Source organism: Microcoleus sp. D3_18_C2, from assembly GCF_036702395.1.
In the GTDB taxonomy this organism is placed as follows: domain Bacteria; phylum Cyanobacteriota; class Cyanobacteriia; order Cyanobacteriales; family Microcoleaceae; genus Microcoleus.
In genome coordinates this window covers 41,753-62,041 of record NZ_JAUBTG010000003.1, presented here as the reverse complement: position 1 = coordinate 62,041, position 20,289 = coordinate 41,753, and the positions used below count along the sequence as shown (strand labels likewise).

Annotated in this window: 15 protein-coding genes; 7 read left to right on the top strand and 8 right to left on the bottom strand. The window is 44.7% G+C overall.

What is annotated here, in order from left to right:
* Nucleotides 1-33: 33 nt before the first annotated feature.
* The 4 genes from QUA88_RS02920 to QUA88_RS02905 all read right to left on the bottom strand — a co-directional run bounded on the left by QUA88_RS02920 (nucleotide 34) and on the right by QUA88_RS02905 (nucleotide 6,818).
* Nucleotides 34-3,147 (bottom strand): efflux RND transporter permease subunit, encoded by a 3,114-nt coding sequence (locus tag QUA88_RS02920; protein WP_333270152.1) that lies wholly within the window; start codon nucleotides 3,145-3,147, stop codon nucleotides 34-36.
* A gap of 247 nt (nucleotides 3,148-3,394) precedes the next feature.
* A complete protein-coding gene (locus QUA88_RS02915) occupies nucleotides 3,395-5,338 on the bottom strand; it encodes an efflux RND transporter periplasmic adaptor subunit (protein WP_333234121.1) in 1,944 nt (647 codons plus the stop codon).
* 202 nt (nucleotides 5,339-5,540) lie between these two features.
* The gene (locus tag QUA88_RS02910) at nucleotides 5,541-5,738 is read right to left on the bottom strand and encodes a hypothetical protein (RefSeq protein WP_333208625.1); all 198 of its coding nucleotides are present in this window, start codon (nucleotides 5,736-5,738) and stop codon (nucleotides 5,541-5,543) included.
* Nucleotides 5,739-6,086: 348 nt separating this feature from the next.
* The gene (locus QUA88_RS02905; RefSeq protein WP_333262808.1) at nucleotides 6,087-6,818 is read right to left on the bottom strand and encodes a DUF305 domain-containing protein; all 732 of its coding nucleotides are present in this window, start codon (nucleotides 6,816-6,818) and stop codon (nucleotides 6,087-6,089) included.
* Nucleotides 6,819-7,137: 319 nt separating this feature from the next.
* On the opposite strand from QUA88_RS02905, the gene QUA88_RS02900 reads away from it, so the two are divergent.
* From QUA88_RS02900 to gloA, 4 genes are all read left to right on the top strand, one after another.
* On the top strand, nucleotides 7,138-7,338 hold the full coding sequence (locus tag QUA88_RS02900) for a heavy-metal-associated domain-containing protein (protein WP_333208623.1): 201 nt from the start codon (nucleotides 7,138-7,140) through the stop codon (nucleotides 7,336-7,338).
* A 285-nt stretch (nucleotides 7,339-7,623) separates the two neighbouring features.
* Entirely contained in the window at nucleotides 7,624-9,879 is a 2,256-nt protein-coding gene (locus tag QUA88_RS02895; protein ID WP_333270147.1) for a heavy metal translocating P-type ATPase, read from the top strand.
* Between the two features lie 19 nt (nucleotides 9,880-9,898).
* The gene (locus QUA88_RS02890; protein ID WP_333052872.1) at nucleotides 9,899-10,411 is read left to right on the top strand and encodes a cupredoxin domain-containing protein; all 513 of its coding nucleotides are present in this window, start codon (nucleotides 9,899-9,901) and stop codon (nucleotides 10,409-10,411) included.
* Nucleotides 10,412-10,521: 110 nt separating this feature from the next.
* Nucleotides 10,522-10,950, top strand: a complete 429-nt coding sequence (gloA, locus tag QUA88_RS02885) for a lactoylglutathione lyase (protein ID WP_333270144.1) — start codon at nucleotides 10,522-10,524, stop codon at nucleotides 10,948-10,950.
* Between the two features lie 111 nt (nucleotides 10,951-11,061).
* Here gloA and QUA88_RS02880 read toward each other — a convergent pair whose 3' ends face one another.
* From QUA88_RS02880 to QUA88_RS02870, 3 genes are all read right to left on the bottom strand, one after another.
* Nucleotides 11,062-12,837: a hypothetical protein gene (locus QUA88_RS02880; protein WP_333270141.1), complete on the bottom strand. Its 1,776-nt coding sequence runs from the start codon at nucleotides 12,835-12,837 to the stop codon at nucleotides 11,062-11,064.
* A 281-nt stretch (nucleotides 12,838-13,118) separates the two neighbouring features.
* Nucleotides 13,119-14,108 (bottom strand): DUF459 domain-containing protein, encoded by a 990-nt coding sequence (locus tag QUA88_RS02875; protein ID WP_333270138.1) that lies wholly within the window; start codon nucleotides 14,106-14,108, stop codon nucleotides 13,119-13,121.
* A gap of 5 nt (nucleotides 14,109-14,113) precedes the next feature.
* Nucleotides 14,114-15,529, bottom strand: coding sequence for an MBOAT family O-acyltransferase (locus QUA88_RS02870; protein WP_333270135.1), 1,416 nt, complete (start codon nucleotides 15,527-15,529; stop codon nucleotides 14,114-14,116).
* A gap of 406 nt (nucleotides 15,530-15,935) precedes the next feature.
* Here QUA88_RS02870 and QUA88_RS02865 point away from each other — a divergent pair, with 406 nt between their 5' ends.
* The 3 genes from QUA88_RS02865 to QUA88_RS02855 all read left to right on the top strand — a co-directional run bounded on the left by QUA88_RS02865 (nucleotide 15,936) and on the right by QUA88_RS02855 (nucleotide 19,572).
* A complete protein-coding gene (locus QUA88_RS02865; RefSeq protein ID WP_333270132.1) occupies nucleotides 15,936-18,887 on the top strand; it encodes an AAA family ATPase in 2,952 nt (983 codons plus the stop codon).
* 86 nt (nucleotides 18,888-18,973) lie between these two features.
* Nucleotides 18,974-19,204 carry a DUF433 domain-containing protein gene (locus QUA88_RS02860; RefSeq protein WP_332947108.1) on the top strand — a complete coding sequence of 77 codons (231 nt, stop codon included), beginning with the start codon at nucleotides 18,974-18,976 and terminating at the stop codon, nucleotides 19,202-19,204.
* Complete coding sequence (locus tag QUA88_RS02855) at nucleotides 19,201-19,572, top strand: DUF5615 family PIN-like protein (RefSeq protein ID WP_333270128.1); 372 nt, start codon at nucleotides 19,201-19,203, stop codon at nucleotides 19,570-19,572. The genes QUA88_RS02860 and QUA88_RS02855 overlap by 4 nt, the downstream gene beginning before the upstream one ends.
* A gap of 166 nt (nucleotides 19,573-19,738) precedes the next feature.
* Here the strand turns inward: QUA88_RS02855 and QUA88_RS02850 are convergent, their stop codons facing one another.
* The gene (locus QUA88_RS02850; protein ID WP_333270125.1) at nucleotides 19,739-19,969 is read right to left on the bottom strand and encodes a photosystem II protein, Psb35-related; all 231 of its coding nucleotides are present in this window, start codon (nucleotides 19,967-19,969) and stop codon (nucleotides 19,739-19,741) included.
* Between the last annotated feature and the right edge of the window lie 320 nt (nucleotides 19,970-20,289).

The following is a 20,289-nucleotide window of genomic DNA, read 5'->3' as shown; positions in this document are numbered from 1 at the left end:
GACTCCTTGCTGACTGACAATAATTGGAAAATATCACACATTAACTACCTTTCCGTCTTCAATAACGGGCTGAGGTTTTTGAGGTCGTAAAAAATGCCCAAATTGAGCATACAAAGCTGGCAAAACTAACAGAGTTAGTGCTGTAGAAGTAAATAACCCTCCTAAAACTACTACTGACAGCGGTTGCAAAATTTCCTTTCCCGCCCCGCCTTCAAAGACTAAAGGTGCTAAACCCAAAGCTGAAGTTAAAGCAGTCATCAAGATGGCATTGAGCCGTTCCATCGAACCTTTAATAATTGCTTCCTTAAAAGGCAGTCCTTCAGCAAATTTAGTGTTGTAGTTGTCTACTAAAAGCAAGCCGTTACGGGTGGCAACGCCAAATAAAGTGACAAAGCCAACTAAAGAAGCTACAGAGATGATGCTGCCAGTCAAAGCTACCGCAATTACTCCTCCTACTAATCCGATCGGCAAATTAATCATAATCATAGCAGTTGAAGGAATTGACTTGACTGACAAGTACATCAATACAGTAATTACCAAAAAGGCGATCGCACTAAATATCATAATATTTTGCGAAGCTCTTTGTTCTGCTTCAAATTGACCGCCGTACTGGATAAAATAGCCAAAAGGCAACTGCACCTCTCGTTTGACTTTAGCTTGAATTTCATTCACAACCGATCGCAAATCCCTATTTTTAGCATTAGCCGCTGCCACAATCAAGCGAGAAACATTCTCGCGGTTAATCGTATTGGGCCCCGTACCGTATTTAACAGTCGCAACTTGGGCGAGGGGAATCTTGTTGCCGCTTGGAGTATCAACCAACAAATTCTGAATAGTTTCTAGGTTGTTTCGGGCTTCAGGCTGCAACCAAACAACTAAATCAAAAGTTTGCTGCACTTCCAAAACTTGAGAAACAACCTTGCCGTTTAAAGCTGTCTCAATTATTTCCGAAAGTTCTCCGATTTTTAAACCGTATCTACCCGCAGCTTGACGGTTAAACTTAATTTGAATTTGTTGCACTGGCACCTGGGGTTCGAGTTGCAAATCCACAATGCCTTCCACTGTTTTCATTTGCTCTTCAACTTTGGCACCGATGCTGCGAAGCTGATCCAAATCCGGGCCAAAGATTTTAACAGCAATCTGACTTCTGACACCAGATAAAACCTCATCCATCCGGTGAGAAATAAAACCGCCGATATTTGGTGCAACTCCCGGCAATTTACCAAACTCCTGCCGCAGCGATTCCAAAGTTTGCGGCCTGTTTTTCATGCCCTCCTCGCTCAAACCGATATCAATGTGAGCTAAATTGACTCCCGCAGCATCCGCATCTCCCGGAGCCCTGCCCGATCGCACTTGCACGTATTCAAACCTGGTATCATCCTTAAGTGCATCTTCAATAGCAAAAGCCGCGCTATCTGTTGTCTCCAAAGACACCCCCGGATAAAGCATAATAGTATTCACCAAAGTTTGCTCCTGAAACTCCGGCAAAAACACCCGTCCAAAGGAAGGCAAGATAATTAATGTAGCCACCATGCTAGCAGCAGCTAAAGCTAAAATAATCCCCGAATAGCGCATTGACAAATTTATCGAAAAATGATATATTTTCTTGCAAAATCTCGGCAGCCAAGGTTCCGCAGCACTCATGCGTTTGGTAGGCAACAAGATAGCACAAAGGGCCGGAGATATTAACAGCGATTCCAGACTAGAAATCACCACAACTACCAGATAAGTAATCCCCATAGGCGTAAAAATTCGACCTTCTACACCGGGCAAAGTAAAAATAGGAGAAAACACCACAATGCCAATAACAGTCGCTCCAATTAACGAATCGCGCACCTCCTCACTGCCATCAAAAATCACATCCATCACCGGGCGAGGATGAAGAGAAGACGTATTTTCTCTCAAGTTGCGGTAGGTATTTTCCGCGTAGACGATCGCATCGTCGATCGCAGTGCCGATCGCCACCGACAAACCCCCCAAAGTCATCGTATTCAGCCCCAGCCCCAGCCAATACATCGCCAGCAGCGCCAACAGCCAAGTCAGAAAGAAATCCAGCAAAACAACCGCCAGAGTGCGCCAATTCATCAAAAACGGGATGAGAATAAGGGTGACAATGATGCTGCCTTCAACTAAAGCCGATCGCACATTCTCCACCGAGGAATTAATATATTCTTCCTGTCGAAAAGTCACAGTAACTTTAATATCTTTTGGCAGAGCTTCCTGCACCTGGGCCATTGCTGCCTCAACCGCTTTCGTTACCGTCGGAGTATCAGCAACTGGCTGTCTGTTTACCATCACAATCACAGCTTTTTTGCCGTTAAAACTGCCATCGCCCCGCTTGATTGCAGCACCAATCTTGACATCAGCTACATCACTAATTCTGACGGGCGTTCCGTGGCGAGAGTCGATCGCCGATTGCTGCAAATCTTCCACAGACTCAATTCGCCCCACCCCCCGGATTAAAGTTTCTCGATCCGGCGTAATTAAATAGCCCCCCGGCGCGTTAACATTCGCAGCCGCCGCCGCTTCAGCAACTTGCTGCAACGACACATTAAAAGCTTTCAACTTTGCAGGTTCTACTAATACTTGATACTGCCTTTCTTCGCCCCCGTAAGCCACCACTTGAGCAACGCCAGTCACTGCCAAAAGCCGATTTGTGACTTGCCAGTCAACCAGACGGCGCACTTCCATCAAAGGAGTAGTTTCCGAGGTAAAAGCATAGGTAATAACAGTGCCCACAGGAGAAGTTGTGGGAGAAATTTGCGGTGTTTCTACCCCAGCCGGGAGTTTGCTTTGAGCTTGCTGCAACCGTTCTGTTATCAACTGCCGCGCTTGATAAATTTCAGTTCCCCAATCAAAGATTACCTTAACCGAAGAAAGGCCCACAGCAGAAGACGATCGCACTGCTGTCACCCCAGGAGTTCCATTAATCGCACTTTCGATCGGTAGTGTTACCAAAGACTCGATTTCTTCCGGCGCGAGCCCCGGTGCTTCCGTCTGAATTTCGACTTGCGGGGGTGCAAAAGGAGGGAAGACATCAAGGGACATTTGGGGGATGATATACAATGTCCACAGACTAATAATAATGGTAGCGATAACAACTAGCCAGCGGCGATTAATTACCCATCTAAGAATTGTGCTGAACATTTAATAATTTGGGAATTGGGAATTGGGAATTGGGAATTGGGAATTGATAAAAACAGCTATCCGTGACTTCCGTGTCGTGCTGTTACTTTAAACTCTTGACCGAAAGCATCCAGGATACAAGCCCCCGGATTCATTCCGAAAGCAGACTCAGAAACCAGAAATAAAAAACCTGTATCCGATGAAACTTGCCGAACGTATTTATCTCGCGCAAGTCAATGCTTCAATTCTAAAATCTAAAATCTAAAATCTAAAATCGATTGACTTCTGTCTCTGCATTTTTAACGTGATGGTTGTTATTGTGTAACAGCAATTCATCGTCCCAGGTCGATGTAGAGGCGGAAAAACCATTATTTGCAGCATTGTTTCCAGAATCCGCTGCTATTGCTGGCAATTTGCGCCGATTTCCCCACAACACGCCGGCTGTGAAAGTTAGGGATGCGATCGCAACTCCTCCCCCTATTGCCGCCCACCATAAAGACACGGGTAAATTATTAAAATTAACCTCTGTTGCCTTTGGAGATGTCTCTTTCTTTTCCTCGTCTTCTGAGTGTTTATTCCCGCCGCGCAAAGATTGTGCGTAAAGTTGAGGTGCTCGCTGCGTTACTATCAAATCTCCCTCGAATAAACCCCTCTTAACTTCAACTAAATCTCCCGCAGTTTGACCGAGTTCAATTTCAACCGCTTGATAAGCATTGCCATTTTGGACGTAAACGGTTTTTTTCCCGCTAACATCCACTACCGCCGCACTCGGAATTGCTAAAAGATTTGTGGCAGTTTTGTCTGTTAAAATCTCCAACTCAGCAAACAGTCCTGGCTTTAATTCACCGTTAATATTATCTAGTTCTGCTTTCACCGGCACAACCCGCGTTTCTCCTGACACGGATGACCCAATTAAGGCGATTTTTCCCTTGAAAGTGCGATCGGGTAAATTAGCGACTTTTACCCTCACTTCCTGACCCTGTTTTACTTTATTCAGGTCTTTTTCGTAAATATTGGCTGTGGCAAAAACGCGGCTGTCATTTAACAGACTCATCAACGGTTTTTCAGGGTTTACTGACTCTCCTGGGGTGATGAAGCGATCGGCTACAGTCCCCGAAATCGGAGCAACTACGGTAACGAGTCCTCGATCGTTGGCAACAGTTCCTAATTGTTGCAGCCGCGCTTGATAGGCTGCATCAGCCAAGCGAATGCGCGACTGAGCGACTTCTACGGCAGTTTTGCCGCGTTTGAGTTGGTTCTCGGCTTCTAGGACTTCCCGACGGCTCAGAGCTCTGGTAAGTTGAGCTTTTGCGTCTGCTACTCTGCCTTGAGATTCCCGCAATTCCCGCATTGGGAGGTCTACTTCGGCTTGTTTAATTTCGGTTTGGGCTTTGATAACTTCAGGACGGCTTTTTGCCTTAGCAACAGCGGCTTGTGCTTCGGCGAAGTGGGCTTGCGATTCCAGCATTGTGCGCCGCGCGATCGCCCCTGATGCCACTAATTCTTTGTCGCGATCGAACTGTTCTTTAGCCACTGTCAGTTCAGTTTCTGCCCGCGCTATTTCTGCTTGCGCTATTTCAACTTGACGCTGATAGTTTTCTTTAGCGGCTTGCACCACGGAACGATTATTTACTAATTCTTGTTCTTGCTGGTACTGCTTAGTTACCGCTGTTAATTGGGTTTGGGCTTGGGCGATTTCTGCTGCGGATATTTGACTTTGGCGATCGTAATTTTCTCGTGCTAGTTTTAGATCCCCTTCTGCTTGCTGCAAATCTGCCTCAGCTTCGGCACGTTTCGAGAGAGATTCAACCCGCAACTGTCCTAATTCTGAACTCGATAAAACCGCCACCGGTTGACCTTTTGATACTTTGTCCCCAGGCTTAACCAGTAACTCTACTACTTTCCCAGCAACAGGAGCCGTCACTTCTACTTTTTGGTTAGGTAAAGTTTCAATTTCTCCAGTAGTTTTAATGCCGATATCTAGTCTCTGGCGCGTGGCAGGGGAGATTTTAATTCCGATCCGCTTCGATGTTTCCGCATCGACAGAAATAGCAGCAGGAGTTTGAGTTGTTTCGCCGCTTTGGTGAAATTCATCTCCGTGTCCCGCGTGAGCAAAAACGACAGCCGGAGAAGTTAGCAAAATTAGGCTGAACAAAATTCCCGAAAAGCTGCTAATAATTACTGGAGATTGAGCATATTTATGAATTATCATCGTTGGCATTGTCCTTGAAATCAGGTTGAGTGCCACAGGTTTAGCAGTTGGTATTTTGCCAAGGTAAGTAACTGATACCCATTAAGTAAAGTTACTTATTAGCATTTTCCAAGAAGCGACCGCTAAGCAATGACCAAGAGCTAGAAATGCTCTACTCAACCTAGTATTTCAGGGTCAAATGAAATTAGGATGAAATTTCGCCTCAGCAGCCCAGATGCCCACCAGATTCTAAAATATGAAGATAAGTTTCGCCTAATGACAAGCGATTATGCTTTAGATTTTTTTCAGGTTTTTTTATCTCTGCTGGCGCTGCAATTTCTTTTGTCAATGCGCTCAGTAGCTCATCTACGGCTGCATTTGACTTATAAATGTTGTTTAATTCCAAGCTATTCAATATCATACACTACCCTCTCTATCCATATAGCTTTTTACTGACTTACCTACTACTTTAGAGGTAGAGATGAGCAATTGTCTACAGTATTATTACGTAAGTTTATACTACTTTAGAGGTAGGGCGGCTCCATTATCTACAGTATGTGTAGGTACTCTCAAGAAACTGAGGTGGAGTCAGACAAATGCTGACAGCCACAGTCGAGCTATATTACTTTGTCTACCAAGGTTGTCGCCACTTTTTCCTTTGTTCAATTACTTGCTTTTGTGAAGCAAGTATTTTCGGAACTCTTGAGCTACTGTGATTAATGTCACTCATTTTCGGGATTTGGGTCACGTTTTGTTTAGGGCTGCTAAATTACTGTTTGTACCAAGCTTGCCGCCACTGTTTCATTTGCTCAATTTCTTGCTTTTGCGAAGTCAGAATTTCTTGAGCTAATTTCTTCATTTCTGGGCGTTTTGACTTGTTCAAAGCATCTTGGGCCATCACTAAAGCTCCTTCGTGGTGAGGAATCATCGCATTGATAAATCGCAAGTCAAATTTGTCGTCACCGGCCCCTAAATCCATGCTCATCATCATGCTTTGCATTTGTTCGGGAGTCATTGCCATCATGTGACCCATGGGAGCGTGATAAGCCATCGGCGTACTGCTGGCTTTGGGATACCAAGTTTTTCGCCACTCTTTCATTTGATTTATTTCGCGGTTTTGAGCAGCAATTATATCAGTGGCAAGTTTTTTCATTTCCGGGCGTTTGGATTGTTTAAGCACATCTTGAGCCATGTTTACAGCACCTTGATGGTGTACTGTCATGCCATCAATAAATCGCAAATCGTAGTCGGCATCAGCAGGGCCTAAATCCATTGACATATCGTGATTCATGCCATGATTCATGCCATGATTCATGCCACCCATGCCACCGCCTTGTACCACGTCTTGCTTGTTGTTTGCTTCGGTTGCAGCCGTAACATTTGGGGCGGGACTTTCACTGGAAGGGGCATTTGAACAAGCTGCAAGCACTCCACTGGTAAAAGCGGCTGTGGCGGTCAACATCAGCGCTGCAAAGCCTGTTTTCAATGAAATTGGTTTCATAGAGCTTATATCCTTAAAATGGCCATTTATTTTCAGCTTTTCACATATAAATGAAATTAGGATGAAATTTTTGTGGCAAACTTGTAAAGAATTATTGCTGTGCTGTCGATCGCACTCAAAGTTAAGATTTACAGAACTCACAACCTAATTATGTATGTGCACAGTGCGCGCCTTACCCCTATGGGTAGCGTGTCAAACCACTTTTTTCATAAATTCCTGATTTATTTTGCAATTCCCCTTGACTCTCCAGTGTACTGGAGACTTTACAATAGAGTTAATTCATTGATTGAGCAGAGTAGTTTCTGCTGAGGTTCAAATTATGACATTACAGCTAAAAGTGCCTAAGATGGCTTGTTCTGCTTGTGCGACTACAATCACAAAAGCAGTCCAAGCCATTGACTCAGCCTCAACCGTTGAGGCGGATCTCAAGACAAAATTGGTCACGATTCACACCGCTAAGTCGGAAAGTGAAGTTAGGAAAGCGATCGCATCTGCTGGCTATCCAACAAGTCAATTTTAGATTTGAGATTTGAGATTTGAGATTTACTTGCAGCTTTGAATCTGGGAGATTTAACAAGAGTCTAAAATTTTTGATTCTCCACGACAGGAGTACGTCGCACGTTATCCGTTTTTAGGCGAGGTCAATCGATTTTAGATTTTAGATTTTAGATTGAAGCATTGACCCTACGGATAAATTCGGGGGGCAATTTTCTCGGATACAGGTTTTTTATTTCTGGACGGATGAATCCGGGGGCTTTCGGTCATTTGAAGACAGAAGGTAACTTTATAAGTTAGGAGGGCATCTATGGACAATCTCACACTTAAATTGCGGGGCATGAGTTGTGCTTCTTGTGCTGCCTCTGTCGAACAAGCAATCCAATCTGTTCCCGGCGTAATTGAGTGTCATGTCAATTTTGGGATGGAACAAGCAACCATCCAATACGACTCCAAGCAAACCGACTTAGAAACAATTCAATCTGCTGTTGATGATGCGGGATACGAAGCTTTGCCGCTTCCAGAAATGGCGGCGCCAGAGGATGATTCCGAACAAGCCGATCGCAAATCGGAATCTCAAACCTTGCAGCGAAAACTCTGGACAGCAGGTATCATCAGCATCCTGCTAGTGGTGGGTTCTATTCCAGCGATGACCGGCTTGCACCTGCCATTTATTCCCGCATGGCTGCACAATTATTGGCTGCAATTAGTGCTGACATCACCCGTACAATTTTGGTGCGGGAAATCGTTTTATGTGGGAGCTTGGAAATCCCTAAAACGGCGGGTAGCAACAATGGATACTCTGATTGCCTTGGGTACAAGTGCTGCTTACTTTTATTCTGTATTTGTGACATTTTTCCCAGGTTTATTCACAGCCCAAGGTTTAAATTCTGGCGTTTACTACGAAGTTGCCGCCAGCGTTATTGCCTTAATTTTGTTGGGGAAAACCATAGAAAATCGGGCGAAGGGAGAGACTTCCGAAGCCATTCGCAAACTCATGGGTTTGCAAGCAAAAACTGCTCGAATAATTCGCAACGGGGAAGAGTTGGAAGTGCCGATCGCCCAAGTGGAAATTGGCGACATCGTGCAGGTGCGGCCGGGAGAGCAAATCCCCGTAGATGGAGAGGTAATTGAGGGGGCTTCGACGGTAGACGAAGCAATGGTTACGGGAGAAAGTTTGGCTGTCAAAAAGCAGCTTGGCGACGAAGTTATCGGAGCCACAATTAATAAAACTGGCAGTTTCAAGTTTCGGGCGACAAGAGTTGGCAAAGATACATTTTTAGCTCAAATTGTCAAGATGGTGCAGGACGCACAGGGGTCAAAAGCACCGATCCAAAAGTTAGCAGACCAAGTGACTGGTTGGTTTGTTCCTGTAGTAATTGCCGTCGCTTTAGCTACTTTCATTATCTGGTTTAACGCGACGGGAAACTTCACTCTAGCCACAGTGACAATGGTGGAAGTGCTGATTATTGCCTGTCCCTGCGCTTTGGGTTTGGCGACTCCGACTGCTGTGATGGTGGGAACTGGGAAAGGTGCAGAAAATGGGATTTTAATTAAAGGAGCCGAGAGTTTAGAATTGGCTCATAAAATCCAAATTATCGTATTAGATAAAACAGGAACTCTTACTGAAGGCAAGCCGACTGTAACTGATTTTGTGACAATTAAAGGAACGGCGAATAGCAATGAGTTAAAGTTGCTGCAATTGGCGGCGTCTGTAGAGCGAAATTCGGAGCATCCTTTGGGGGAAGCTGTTGTGAGGTATGCTCAATCTCAAGAGGTGAATTTGACGGATGTTAAGGATTTTGAGGCGATCGCGGGGAGTGGTGTTCGCGGGGTTGTAGGCGGAAAGTCGATCGCCCTGGGAACGCTGAGGTGGATGCAGGAACTAGGCTGCGATACTGAATATCTGGAACTGCGCGCGAGAGCTTTGGAAGCTGCGAGCAAAACGGTTGTTTGGATGGCTGTAGAAGGCAAAATAGAGGCAATTCTGGGCATTGCGGATGCTCTCAAACCGTCGTCAGCGCAGGCGGTGAAAGCGCTTCAAAAACTCGGTTTGGAGGTGGCGATGCTGACTGGAGATAATCGCGCGACGGCGGAGTCGATCGCCCAATCCGTGGGCATTACTCGCGTTTTTGCCGAAGTTAGACCCGACCAAAAAGCAGCTCAAATTCAAGCCCTGCAACGGGGAGGAAAAATTGTCGCGATGGTGGGAGACGGGATTAACGATGCACCAGCTTTGGCCGCTTCTGACGTGGGAATTGCGATCGGCACCGGCACCGATGTGGCGATCGCCGCCAGCGACATTACCTTAATTTCAGGCGATTTGCAAGGCATAGTTACAGCAATTAAACTTTCCCGCGCCACCATGCGGAACATCCGCGAAAATCTGTTTTTTGCGTTTATTTACAACATCGCTGGAATCCCGATCGCGGCGGGCATTTTGTACCCCATTTTTGGCTGGCTGCTAAATCCAATTATCGCCGGTGCAGCAATGGCTTTCAGTTCAGTCTCTGTAGTTACTAATGCTTTGCGCTTGCGGAATTTTCAAGCCAAATCTAGTGCATAAATTTGGAGGAATGAGAAAAATGTTACACCATCGTCAAATTTCGGGAAGTCTCGCGAGTTTAGGACTTGTGATGGGAATTGCATCGGGAGTTCAAGCTTCAGAAATGTCCGTCCAGCATTCTACTTCAACGACTCAATTCCGCAGCATTGAACAGCCACTAGGTTTAAAAGTTGGCGTCACAATAGGTGGTTTGACATTAATAGGTTTAGAATTGTGGTGGTTTTTGTTCAGTAAATCTAAAGGGCAGCAAGCTGAATCTATTCAGGGTATACAAGAGTTGAATATTACTGTAGACGGGGGTTATGAGCCTGCCACTGTAGTTGTGAAAGCAGGTCAATTAGTCAGGCTCAATTTCTTGAGGCGCGACCCCAACAGTTGTCTTGAAAAAGTGTTGTTACCAGATTTTCACATTGTGCGAGAATTGCCTCTAAATCAGGTAACGGCTGTTGAATTCACCCCTCAAAAACCTGGACGATACCTATTTACTTGCGGCATGAATATGTTTCGGGGTGTGGTGGAAGTACAAAGCTAAATCAAATAGACAGTTGTCAACCTGCGGCAATTGCGACGGTTGAGGCGCGAGTTTTTTCAGCAAGAAATCGCTAAAATAGATGAAAGCTTAAAAAATTTGGAGTGAGCTAAATGCAACTACTACACACGATGCTCCGAGTCGGCAACCTGGAAGAATCCCTCAAATTTTACACCGAGGTTCTGGGCATGAAATTACTGCGAAAAAAGGACTATCCAGACGGTAAATTTACTCTGGCTTTTGTGGGCTACGGCGATGAATCCGACACTACAGTTTTGGAATTAACATACAACTGGGGCGTCGAACAGTACAATTTAGGGGATGCTTACGGTCATATTGCGATCGGCGTTGACGACATTTACGGTACTTGCGAAGAAATTAAAGCTCGTGGCGGTAAAGTTAGTCGCGAACCCGGCCCGATGAAGCACGGTTCAACAGTCATCGCTTTTGTGCAAGACCCAGATGGATATAAAGTTGAATTAATTCAACTGGAAAATCAAGGTAGCAACACTCAGAAAGTAGCAGCAACAACCGCATCTTAGAGTTCGTCCTCTAGTCCTGGTAGGGTGCGTCAGAAACAATTTTTTTGAGTTAAGTTGAAACTCTTTCTCTGACGCACCCTACTGAGGGGATTTAGGGGGTTTTTAACACTTTTAATGCGATCGCACCGACGGTACAAACTGCTGCAAATATATTTTTTGCCACAACACAGAAAAACTGCTCCCTATTTGGCTTAAGCTATCAAATTTAGGAATTAATTTAGATTCTCGGCGCTTGTCTAAAGCAGCGATCGCCGAAAAAAATATAGCTAATACTAACAAAAATACCAGCATTACACTAAATAAAATATTCCAACAAACTAGAAATTCGCTTGTGTAGCTGACGGTAAACAGCGAGTTAATCACTGAATCCGATAAATACAAGAGCAGCCCTACTGAAAACCACACCCCGAACAATACCCATGTCCATTTAAAGATATCTGTTGCAGTCTTGTGATTTTTAGACACAGAAAGTTCTAAATCTCTAATTAGGCTGTTAATTTTGGATGTGACTTCATACAAAGTATATTGCAAAGAATCTCTGAGAGAATTTAGCTCGTTGTCGAGGTTTATGCACTGCTCGGATGTGCTTTTGTCAAAACTGAGATTTTGGAGTTTCTTGCGGTGCACAGACAGTTTATGACCTAGGGTGTAATCCCATTTTTGCAGCCGCTCTATAGTTAAATACAAAAGTTCCCTATTTGCATCTAACAAGCTCTGGCAATCTACGATCGACTTAACTAACTTGCTGAGATTGTTGATCTGCTCATCTACAGTATTTTGGTATTCCCTCTGTTTAGCTGACAACAAACTTGCGAGTTCGACATCCCGATCGCCGCACAGCGCCAAAGCCTCACAATACAAGTCGTCAATTTCCATTTTACCGAAATACAGTGACGCTTTGTACTCCTCAATTTCGGGAAGAGTCAGGGATTGTAAAGGCTTATATTTTACCTGAAATTTATATAGGATCGCTGTCAGAATCTGCGCCGATTTTTGCTCCAGCTTGTCTTTGTAGGGTGCTAAAATAATGGCAGCTAGATTTTTGACTTTCGCTTCCGGGTGGTGCAGGAAATCAAAAATTTTGGCAAGTATTTTGGAGAATTCTAAGTCATTAAAATTATTTTCCGCAACTTCCAAAAAGTTTGTTACTGCTGCATCGTTTTCGGCATTCAATTTGTAGGAATCCCTAAGTGCGATCGCAGCAAATACTCGATCGATCCAAAACAGATATTCCTCGCAATCCATTGGCAGGCTCGGCAGCAGCCAGCTAGGGCCGTACACCCAAAAATCGAGACAATTCTCATATTCCTTACCGCTGTCATGTCTGCGGCTGTCGTCCAAAGCAAATTTGTTGCTTGCTAATAGTTGAATTTGCTCTTCTACAACCAGCCGCTCAATTTCCCCTGCATTGATTGTGGAATTGACAGCACCTTCCTTGCCTTGTTGTTGCCCTACTTCATCCAACCACATTGACTTAATACTAACAGCCGCAGACCACCGAATTAAAGGAGTCGAGCCCCCTCGTGCTTCCTGTTCTAACGCCGCCAGCAGATTTTTGCTAAAATTACTTGCTCTAGCCGTTCTCTCACTTGATATCAGCCCCTCTCGCACCTTCCCCAATGCTTGAATTGCCAAAGCGCGAAACAGCAAATTCGGATGCGGTTTTCTGACGGATTCCGGTATATTTTCTCTGAATATTCCGCTGTTGGGTACGCCCAAAACTTCAGCAAAAGGCTCGATGCCGCACTGTTGCAGGATTTTTTCAACTAGGTTTATTCTTTGCCAAGGTTGAGTATATTTAGTGAGAGTGAAGATTAGCGCTGTGCCACTGCACCCCATTGACTCAGGGATGTTAGTGCGATCGAGTTTCCACATATTGCTCGTCATAATTTGTCGCCATGACAATTGCTAGATATGGAGGCCGTTGTTGGATGCTGAATTCAGCATTACATTTACTGTGGCTTTTTGTCAATATTAGTCCTGGACGCATAGGGAGTTATAAACCCGGTTTCATGAGTAAATTTATTATAACTCAATCCTAGATTTTCCCTATAAACCTAGTTGATCGAGACCAATGTGCGTCCCAAACTAAATATATTATCTTGCATTAATCGGTGAAATGTCAAAAAATTTGGTTGAGTTGAGTCACAAAAACCAACCTACTCTCGTCATTTCTTGGTCGGAGCTTTTAAGATTTTGTCGCTCACCATTTTGTCAACGATTAAGTCGCTGATAATTTGAGCTCCGTGGGAGGTAAAGTGCAAGCCGTCATTATTTTTTACATAGCCTCGCTTACCCGATTTATTAGCAACTACTGGAACAAATTTTCCGCCTTGTCCAAATGTCTCCCAAGTAGAAATAAATTCGATTTTTGATGAAGATTTACTGGCAGTCTTATAAATATTGTTCATGATGGGAAAAGCTTTGAGATAGGAAGATTTGTTGGGCATCGATTGACCGACCCAATACACTTTTCTCACGGATGACGAATCCAGTAAATTGGCATATTTTTCAACTCTTTCTTGATAAGCTTTTTGCCATTCTTTGCTCATAACAGCCCGGGCTTTTCCTTGAGAATCTATAATATTTTGACGGTCATTGGCTCCAAACAAAACTATCACTACATCCGGCTGGTAATTATTAATTGTTTGGCGACTTCTGGCATACCAATCATAATAATCTATCCGATTTAATCCGGTCGAGACCTTGTAGTCAATTTTCGTATCGGCGATATTGTATTTTTTCTTAAGAGTGTACTGGAGTTGAATTCCTAAGTCGAACATTACGGAATCTCCAATAAATAAAAATCTGCGATAAGGTATGGTCAGTTTGGGTTTAGCTGGGGTTGTTTTTTTCCCTTGAGTTGGTTTTTTAGCAGTGGCAGGCTGAGGGGGTTGAACGGCAGTTTTCGTTTCGGTTTGGACAGGAGGAAGTTCTGATTCTTTGGGGAGGCTATCGAAGTTAATATCTTTAATTTTGCTCCAAAAATCTTGTTCGGATTTTCGGAAACCGTCTATTTCGATCTGGCGCGCGGCTTGTTTAATTTCTGGACTTGCGAAAGGAGTTGAAGCAAAGCTTTTGAGAAATAATGATAAGTTTGAAAAGATTAAAGTGAGAATTACAGAAGTAACAATCAGTAAAATTTCCCGGTCTTTCATATTTCTTAGAAATTAAAGTAAATAAAAGGCGGAACGGTACTAGGCCCCAACATCAAGATAGTATACACGAGCAGCGAAACTAAGACAACTCGGAAGAAAATGTTTTTTAATGACAATACGGTTTGCAATAGTTGGGAGATGCGATCGCCCCACAAGTTGATCGCGCCAATGACTGCAATTACTAAATACAATTGCCAGAAGTTAAATTGAAAAGTTGCGACGACAGGATGGATAATTCCTTCAAAAAAGCTCACCGCCGTTTCCCAGTTGGGAGTGCCAAAAAATACCCAGCTACAAGTAACAAAACTAAATGTTAACAACCAACTGCAAAATTTAGCAAATCTGGGAAAGGCATAGTCTAATTTAAAGTGGATAGCTTGGGGGATATCTTTACATAAATGGTTGACAATTAATCCTAAACCGTGAATTGCTCCCCAGAAAATAAAGTTTAAACCTGCGCCGTGCCACAATCCACCGATCGCCATTGTCATCAGTAAATTTACGTACTTCCTCAACTTGCCGTATTTGTTACCACCAAAGGGAAAGTAAACGTAATCCCTCAGCCACTCTGAAAGACTGATGTGCCACCTTTTCCAAAATTCTTGCAGGCTGAGCGATCGGTATGGCATATTAAAGTTAGCAATGGGTTTGAAACCCAGCAAACAGGAGATGCCGTTGGCTAAATCCGAGTAGCCGCTGAAATCTACGTAAATCAAACAGGAATAGGAAATTGCCGCGAGGATTAAATCGATGCTGCTGTACTGCTGCGGGACTTTGAATGGCAAGTCAGTGAAGTTAAACAAAAAGCTCGATAAAGTATATTTTTTGAAGAGTCCAGACAAAATCAAAACTATAACTTCTTCAATTTTATAGTCGTATTTTTCCGGTGAATTTAGCTGCCAGTAAAATTCGCGAGCTCGCGAGATTGGCCCGGAGGCAATTTGCGGAAAATAGGTAATGTAGGCGGCATAGTCTACAAAATTCGGACAAGGGATTTTTTGCTGGTAGCAGTCGATTAAATGGGAAATTATTCTAAAAGTGTAGAAAGACACGCCGACGGGGGCGATTATTTGCAAAACTGGAAAGTCGGCGGGAATTTGTAGCTGATTCAGTACCTCAAATAAGGAAGTTACAAAGAAGTTGTAATATTTAAAGATGCCGAGATAGCCAATGTTGAAAATTAGACCGGAGATTAAAGCAAATTTTTTATATTTACTCTTGCAGAGCACCCGGAGAATGATATAATTGTAGACTGTAGAGAAAATCAGGAGCAAGAGAAAGTCAAAACTCCAAAAGGAATAAAATAATAAACTGGAAACTAACAAGACAATTTTATACAAATCGACTTGGGGTTTCACAGAGACGATCGCGCTAAAAATAATTAGGAAAAATACTAAAAATTGGTAAGTGGGAAATAGCATATATCTCAGCCGATAAAAAATCTTGTTTGTGGCAATATTTTTATAAGTACGGCCAGCGAACCTATCCCGAAGGAAATCGCCCTAGTCTGTCTGAACTCATATGTTGCACCATTGTCAGTTAGCCTTTTATGAACAGGCTTTTCGGCCTGTTCCACAAGAAAATTTATCTTTTGTGGAACGGGCATCTTGCCCGTTCTGGAGAATGGCGCAAGATGTGAGTCTCACCGCAGCAAATTTCGGGGTGGATTACGGACTGTAAGCTTTTTCAATCTTGTCAATTATTTCACAACTTCCGCCCTAGTTAACCGCACTCATAAATTCATAATCCTGTTTAAAGATTATGATGGTTGTGAGACGATGTATTAACGGATAACAACAGGAATCCCCTTGATTGCGAGGAACCAACGTGCAGCCAACAGACCCTAGCAAATTTACAGATCAAGCCTGGGAAGCCATTGTCAAATCCCAGGATGTAGCCCGCCGCTTTGCCAATCAGCAGCTAGAGGTTGAACATTTAGCCATCGCCCTTCTCGAACAGCTCGCGACAGCAAACACCATTCTCAGCTTGGCTGGGGTAGATGCCACCCGCTTGGCCCAGCAGTTAGATGCTTTTGCCAAACGACAGCCCAGAGTTGCCAACGCTGACCAACTATATCTCGGTCGCGGCTTAGAAGTGATGTTAGATGTTGCCGAGGCCACCAGGGCGACTTGGCAAGATAATTTTATCGCCGTTGAACATTTATTAATTGGCTTAGTAGAAGACGAACGAGTCGGCCGCAGGTTGCTGACAAAAGGCGACGGCCCGCCTGGTCGCCCCGGTTACGATCGCAAACCCCCAGCCGGTACACTCGATCGACCAAAACTCGAAGAAGCCATTAAATCTTTCCGCGCCACTGCTAAAGCCCAAGAAAAAAAATCCGAAACGGGGAAAGGCAGCCGCAGCAACGCTAAAGCGCAAGATCAAGATGGCGAAGCTAACTCCGAGGCCCTCAGCAAATACGGCCGCGATTTGACAGAAGCCGCCAAAGCCGGCAAACTCGACCCAGTAATCGGCCGCGACGAGGAAATCCGCCGCGTGGTACAAGTTCTTTCCCGCCGCCAAAAAAACAATCCGGTGTTAATTGGCGATCCCGGAGTCGGAAAAACTGCGATCGCCGAAGGTTTAGCCCAGCGAATTGTCAACGGCGACGTACCGGAATCTTTGAAAAATCGCCAGCTATTTAGCCTTGACATGGGCAGTTTAATTGCTGGGGCAAAATTCCGGGGCGAATTTGAAGAACGATTGCGATCAGTCCTGCGGGAAGTCATCGATTCCGACGGGCAAATTGTCCTATTTATTGACGAATTGCACACGGTTGTCGGGACTGGTGGCGGCGGCAGTTCCGGTTCGGGAATGGATGCGGGAAATTTGTTGAAACCCATGTTGGCGAGAGGCGAATTGCGCTGCATCGGCGCTACAACTCTCGACGAATTCCGCAAGAATATTGAAAAAGATCCAGCCCTGGAACGCCGCTTTCAACAAGTATTTGTCGGCGAACCCAGCGTTGAAGATACTGTTTCGATTTTGCGCGGATTGAAAGACCGTTACGAACGCCACCACGGGGTAAAAATTACTGATTCGGCCCTGGTAGCTGCTGCAACTCTGTCTTTTCGCTATATTTCCGATCGCTTTTTGCCGGACAAGGCGATCGACCTGGTAGATGAAGCGGCCGCCCACTTGAAAATGGAGATTACCTCTAAACCTGTGGAATTGGAAGGAATCGACCGCCGGGTGATGCAGTTGGAAATGGAAAAATTGTCGATCGAAGGCGAAGGAAAAGGAGCTCTAGCCCCTGGGCTCGGCTTCCGCGTCGAACGCATCACATCTGAGATTGACATTTTAAAAGTTAAGCAGGAAAAATTGTCCTCTCAGTGGTTGGGCGAAAAGCAGTTGTTGGATGCAATCAATAAATTGAAAGCAGAAGAAGACCAACTGCGAGTCCAAATCGAACAAGCAGAAAGGGCTTACGATTTGAATAAAGCCGCCCAGTTAAAGTACGGCAAGTTGGAAACGGCGGTGCGCGATCGCGAAGCGAAAGAAGCGGAACTTTTGAAACAGCAAGCTCAAGGTTCTTCCCTGCTGCGCGAAAAAGTTACTGAGGGCGATATTGCGGAAATTGTCGCTAAATGGACGGGCATTCCGGTTAACCGATTGTTGGAATCAGAACGCCAAAAATTGCTGCAATTGGAAAAACACTTGCACCAAAAAGTCATCGGTCAAGAGGAAGCTGTAACAGCCGTGGCGGCGGCAATTCGGCGCGCTAGGGCGGGGATGAAAGACCCCGGCAGGCCGATCGGCTCTTTCTTGTTTATGGGCCCGACAGGCGTGGGAAAAACTGAGTTAGCGCGGGCGTTGGCGGAGTTTTTGTTTGACAGCGATGATGCGATCGTCCGCATCGATATGTCGGAATACATGGAGAAACACAGCGTTTCTCGGTTGGTAGGAGCTCCTCCCGGATATGTCGGTTACGATGAAGGGGGACAACTTTCCGAAGCAGTGCGGAGACATCCTTATTCGGTAGTGCTGTTTGACGAAGTGGAAAAAGCGCACCCGGACGTATTTAACATTTTGCTGCAAGTGTTGGATGACGGCAGAATTACCGATTCTCAAGGTCGAGTGGTTGACTTTAGAAATACTGTAATTGTGATGACTAGCAATATCGGCAGCGATCACATTTTAGACGTGTTTACTAAGAAGGAAAAAACCGTCAAAAAACCTGCTAGCCGGAAGCAGGAAACGAAAGATTTGTCAAGTCAAAAGACAGATTATAAAGTGGCTGCCGATGGTACTGTTGAGGTGTCGGCCCAGCGAGTTGAGGTTGATAGTGTAAGTAAGAGTGAAAACAAGACTGAAAACAAGAGCGAAAATGAAAATTTATTGACTCAAGACCGGGAGACAGACCAAGAGTACGAACAGATGTTAAAACGGGTGATGACAGCGCTGCGATCGCACTTCCGGCCCGAATTTCTCAATCGGGTGGACGAGATAATTTTGTTCCACACTTTGAGCAAGGTCGAATTGCGGCAAATTGTCAGCATTCAAGTGAAGCGGATCGAGCGTTTGTTGGCCGAGCAAAAAATTACTTTGGAACTGTCGGATGCGGCGAAAAACCATATCACAGATGTTGGTTACGACCCGGTTTACGGCGCTCGTCCCTTGAAACGCGCTATCCAGCGGGAGCTGGAAAACCCGCTGGCTAACAAGATTCTGGAAAATGCGTTTGTGGAGGGTGATACAATTGCGATCGACTGCGAAAATAACACTTTGCAATTTCGCAAAAAAGAGTCTCGCCCAGCGCTGACAGGTAACAGTTTGTAGTTACCGAATAGTTAGGAACAGGCAAGATGCCTGTTCCACCAAAAATTAATCTTCTTTTGTCCCAGAAAGCCTGGTAGTTTAAAATCATGAAACAACTAACTAGAATCACTCTGAATCCAGAAGTAATGGGAGGAAAACCCTGCATTCGCGGCTTGCGAGTCACTGTGGGTACTATAGTCGGACTGATGGCATCGGGACACTTACCGTCAGGCATTTTGCAGGCTTATCCCTACCTGGAAGAAGCAGATATATATGAAGCACTTGCCTATGCAGCGTGGCGAGTTGAAGAAGTAGAAATTCCTCTCAAAATAGCGTGAAAATTTTGATTGATATGAACCTGTCACCTGAATGGACTGTCGTATTTACTAAATACGGAATAGAGTCTCTTCATTGGTCTACAGTCGGCGATCCTCGTGCCACCGATCGCGTTATTATGGAGTGGGCGCGAGTAAATGACTATGCCGTATTCACTCATGATTTAGATTTTGGCGCACTGCTGGCCGCAACCCAAGCTGATGCTCCCAGTGTCATTCAAGTCCGTATTCAAGACGTGCTGCCTGCTAATATAGAGAGTTTGATTGTGGAAGTGTTCCATCAATTTGAGCCACAAATTGAGTCGGGGGCGTTCATTTCTGTGGATGAAACGCGCTCTAGGGTGAGAATTTTGCCGATTACACTTCGATAATTATTTATGGCCTGTTTCACAAAAATTAATCTGCTTGTGGAACAGGCATCTTGCCTGTAATTCAAAAATTAAGAACAGGCAAGATGCCTGTTGCACAAAAAATAAATCTGCTTGTGCAACAGGCATCTTGCCTGTTCTTGAAAATAGTCAAGCCTGCTACTTAATATTACGAATTGCTCATCGTGCGGCTGCCATAGGCATCCATGCTGTAGGCAGGAACGCGAACGCGGTAGTCAACTTCTGTTCCCGTCACTGATTTTGCCAGTTGTTCAAAAGACTCATCGTTCCAATTCCGCTCGTGGATGGGCTTTGACTGTTCGCCCAGGAAATATGCTTGAGTGCCAATTAATGCTGCTGCGACCCAACCGACGATTAAAAGAGAGATTACAATAGCCATATTTGCTTGTTCCTTAAGTTTTGTTGCTTTATGTAAACTAATGTAACGAAAATTAGTAAGAAACGTCAAGATACTGTAATGTCGTGGCAACCGTCCGGCAGGTAGTAAATACCGCACCTTTGACGCCAGCCCCAGAGGAGAAGAACGGGAGAGAGCGAGAGTATGTAGGGTGGGCACCGCGCATCGGTAGCTAGCACAGTACCCGGATTGTGAACTGTATCCGAAATAGCAAAACAGATTGTTGAGACTTTATAGTTAAGAAATTATAAGTTTTGCGTTAATAAATTACGATTAAAAGTCTGCCGCTGGCATGAGGAATA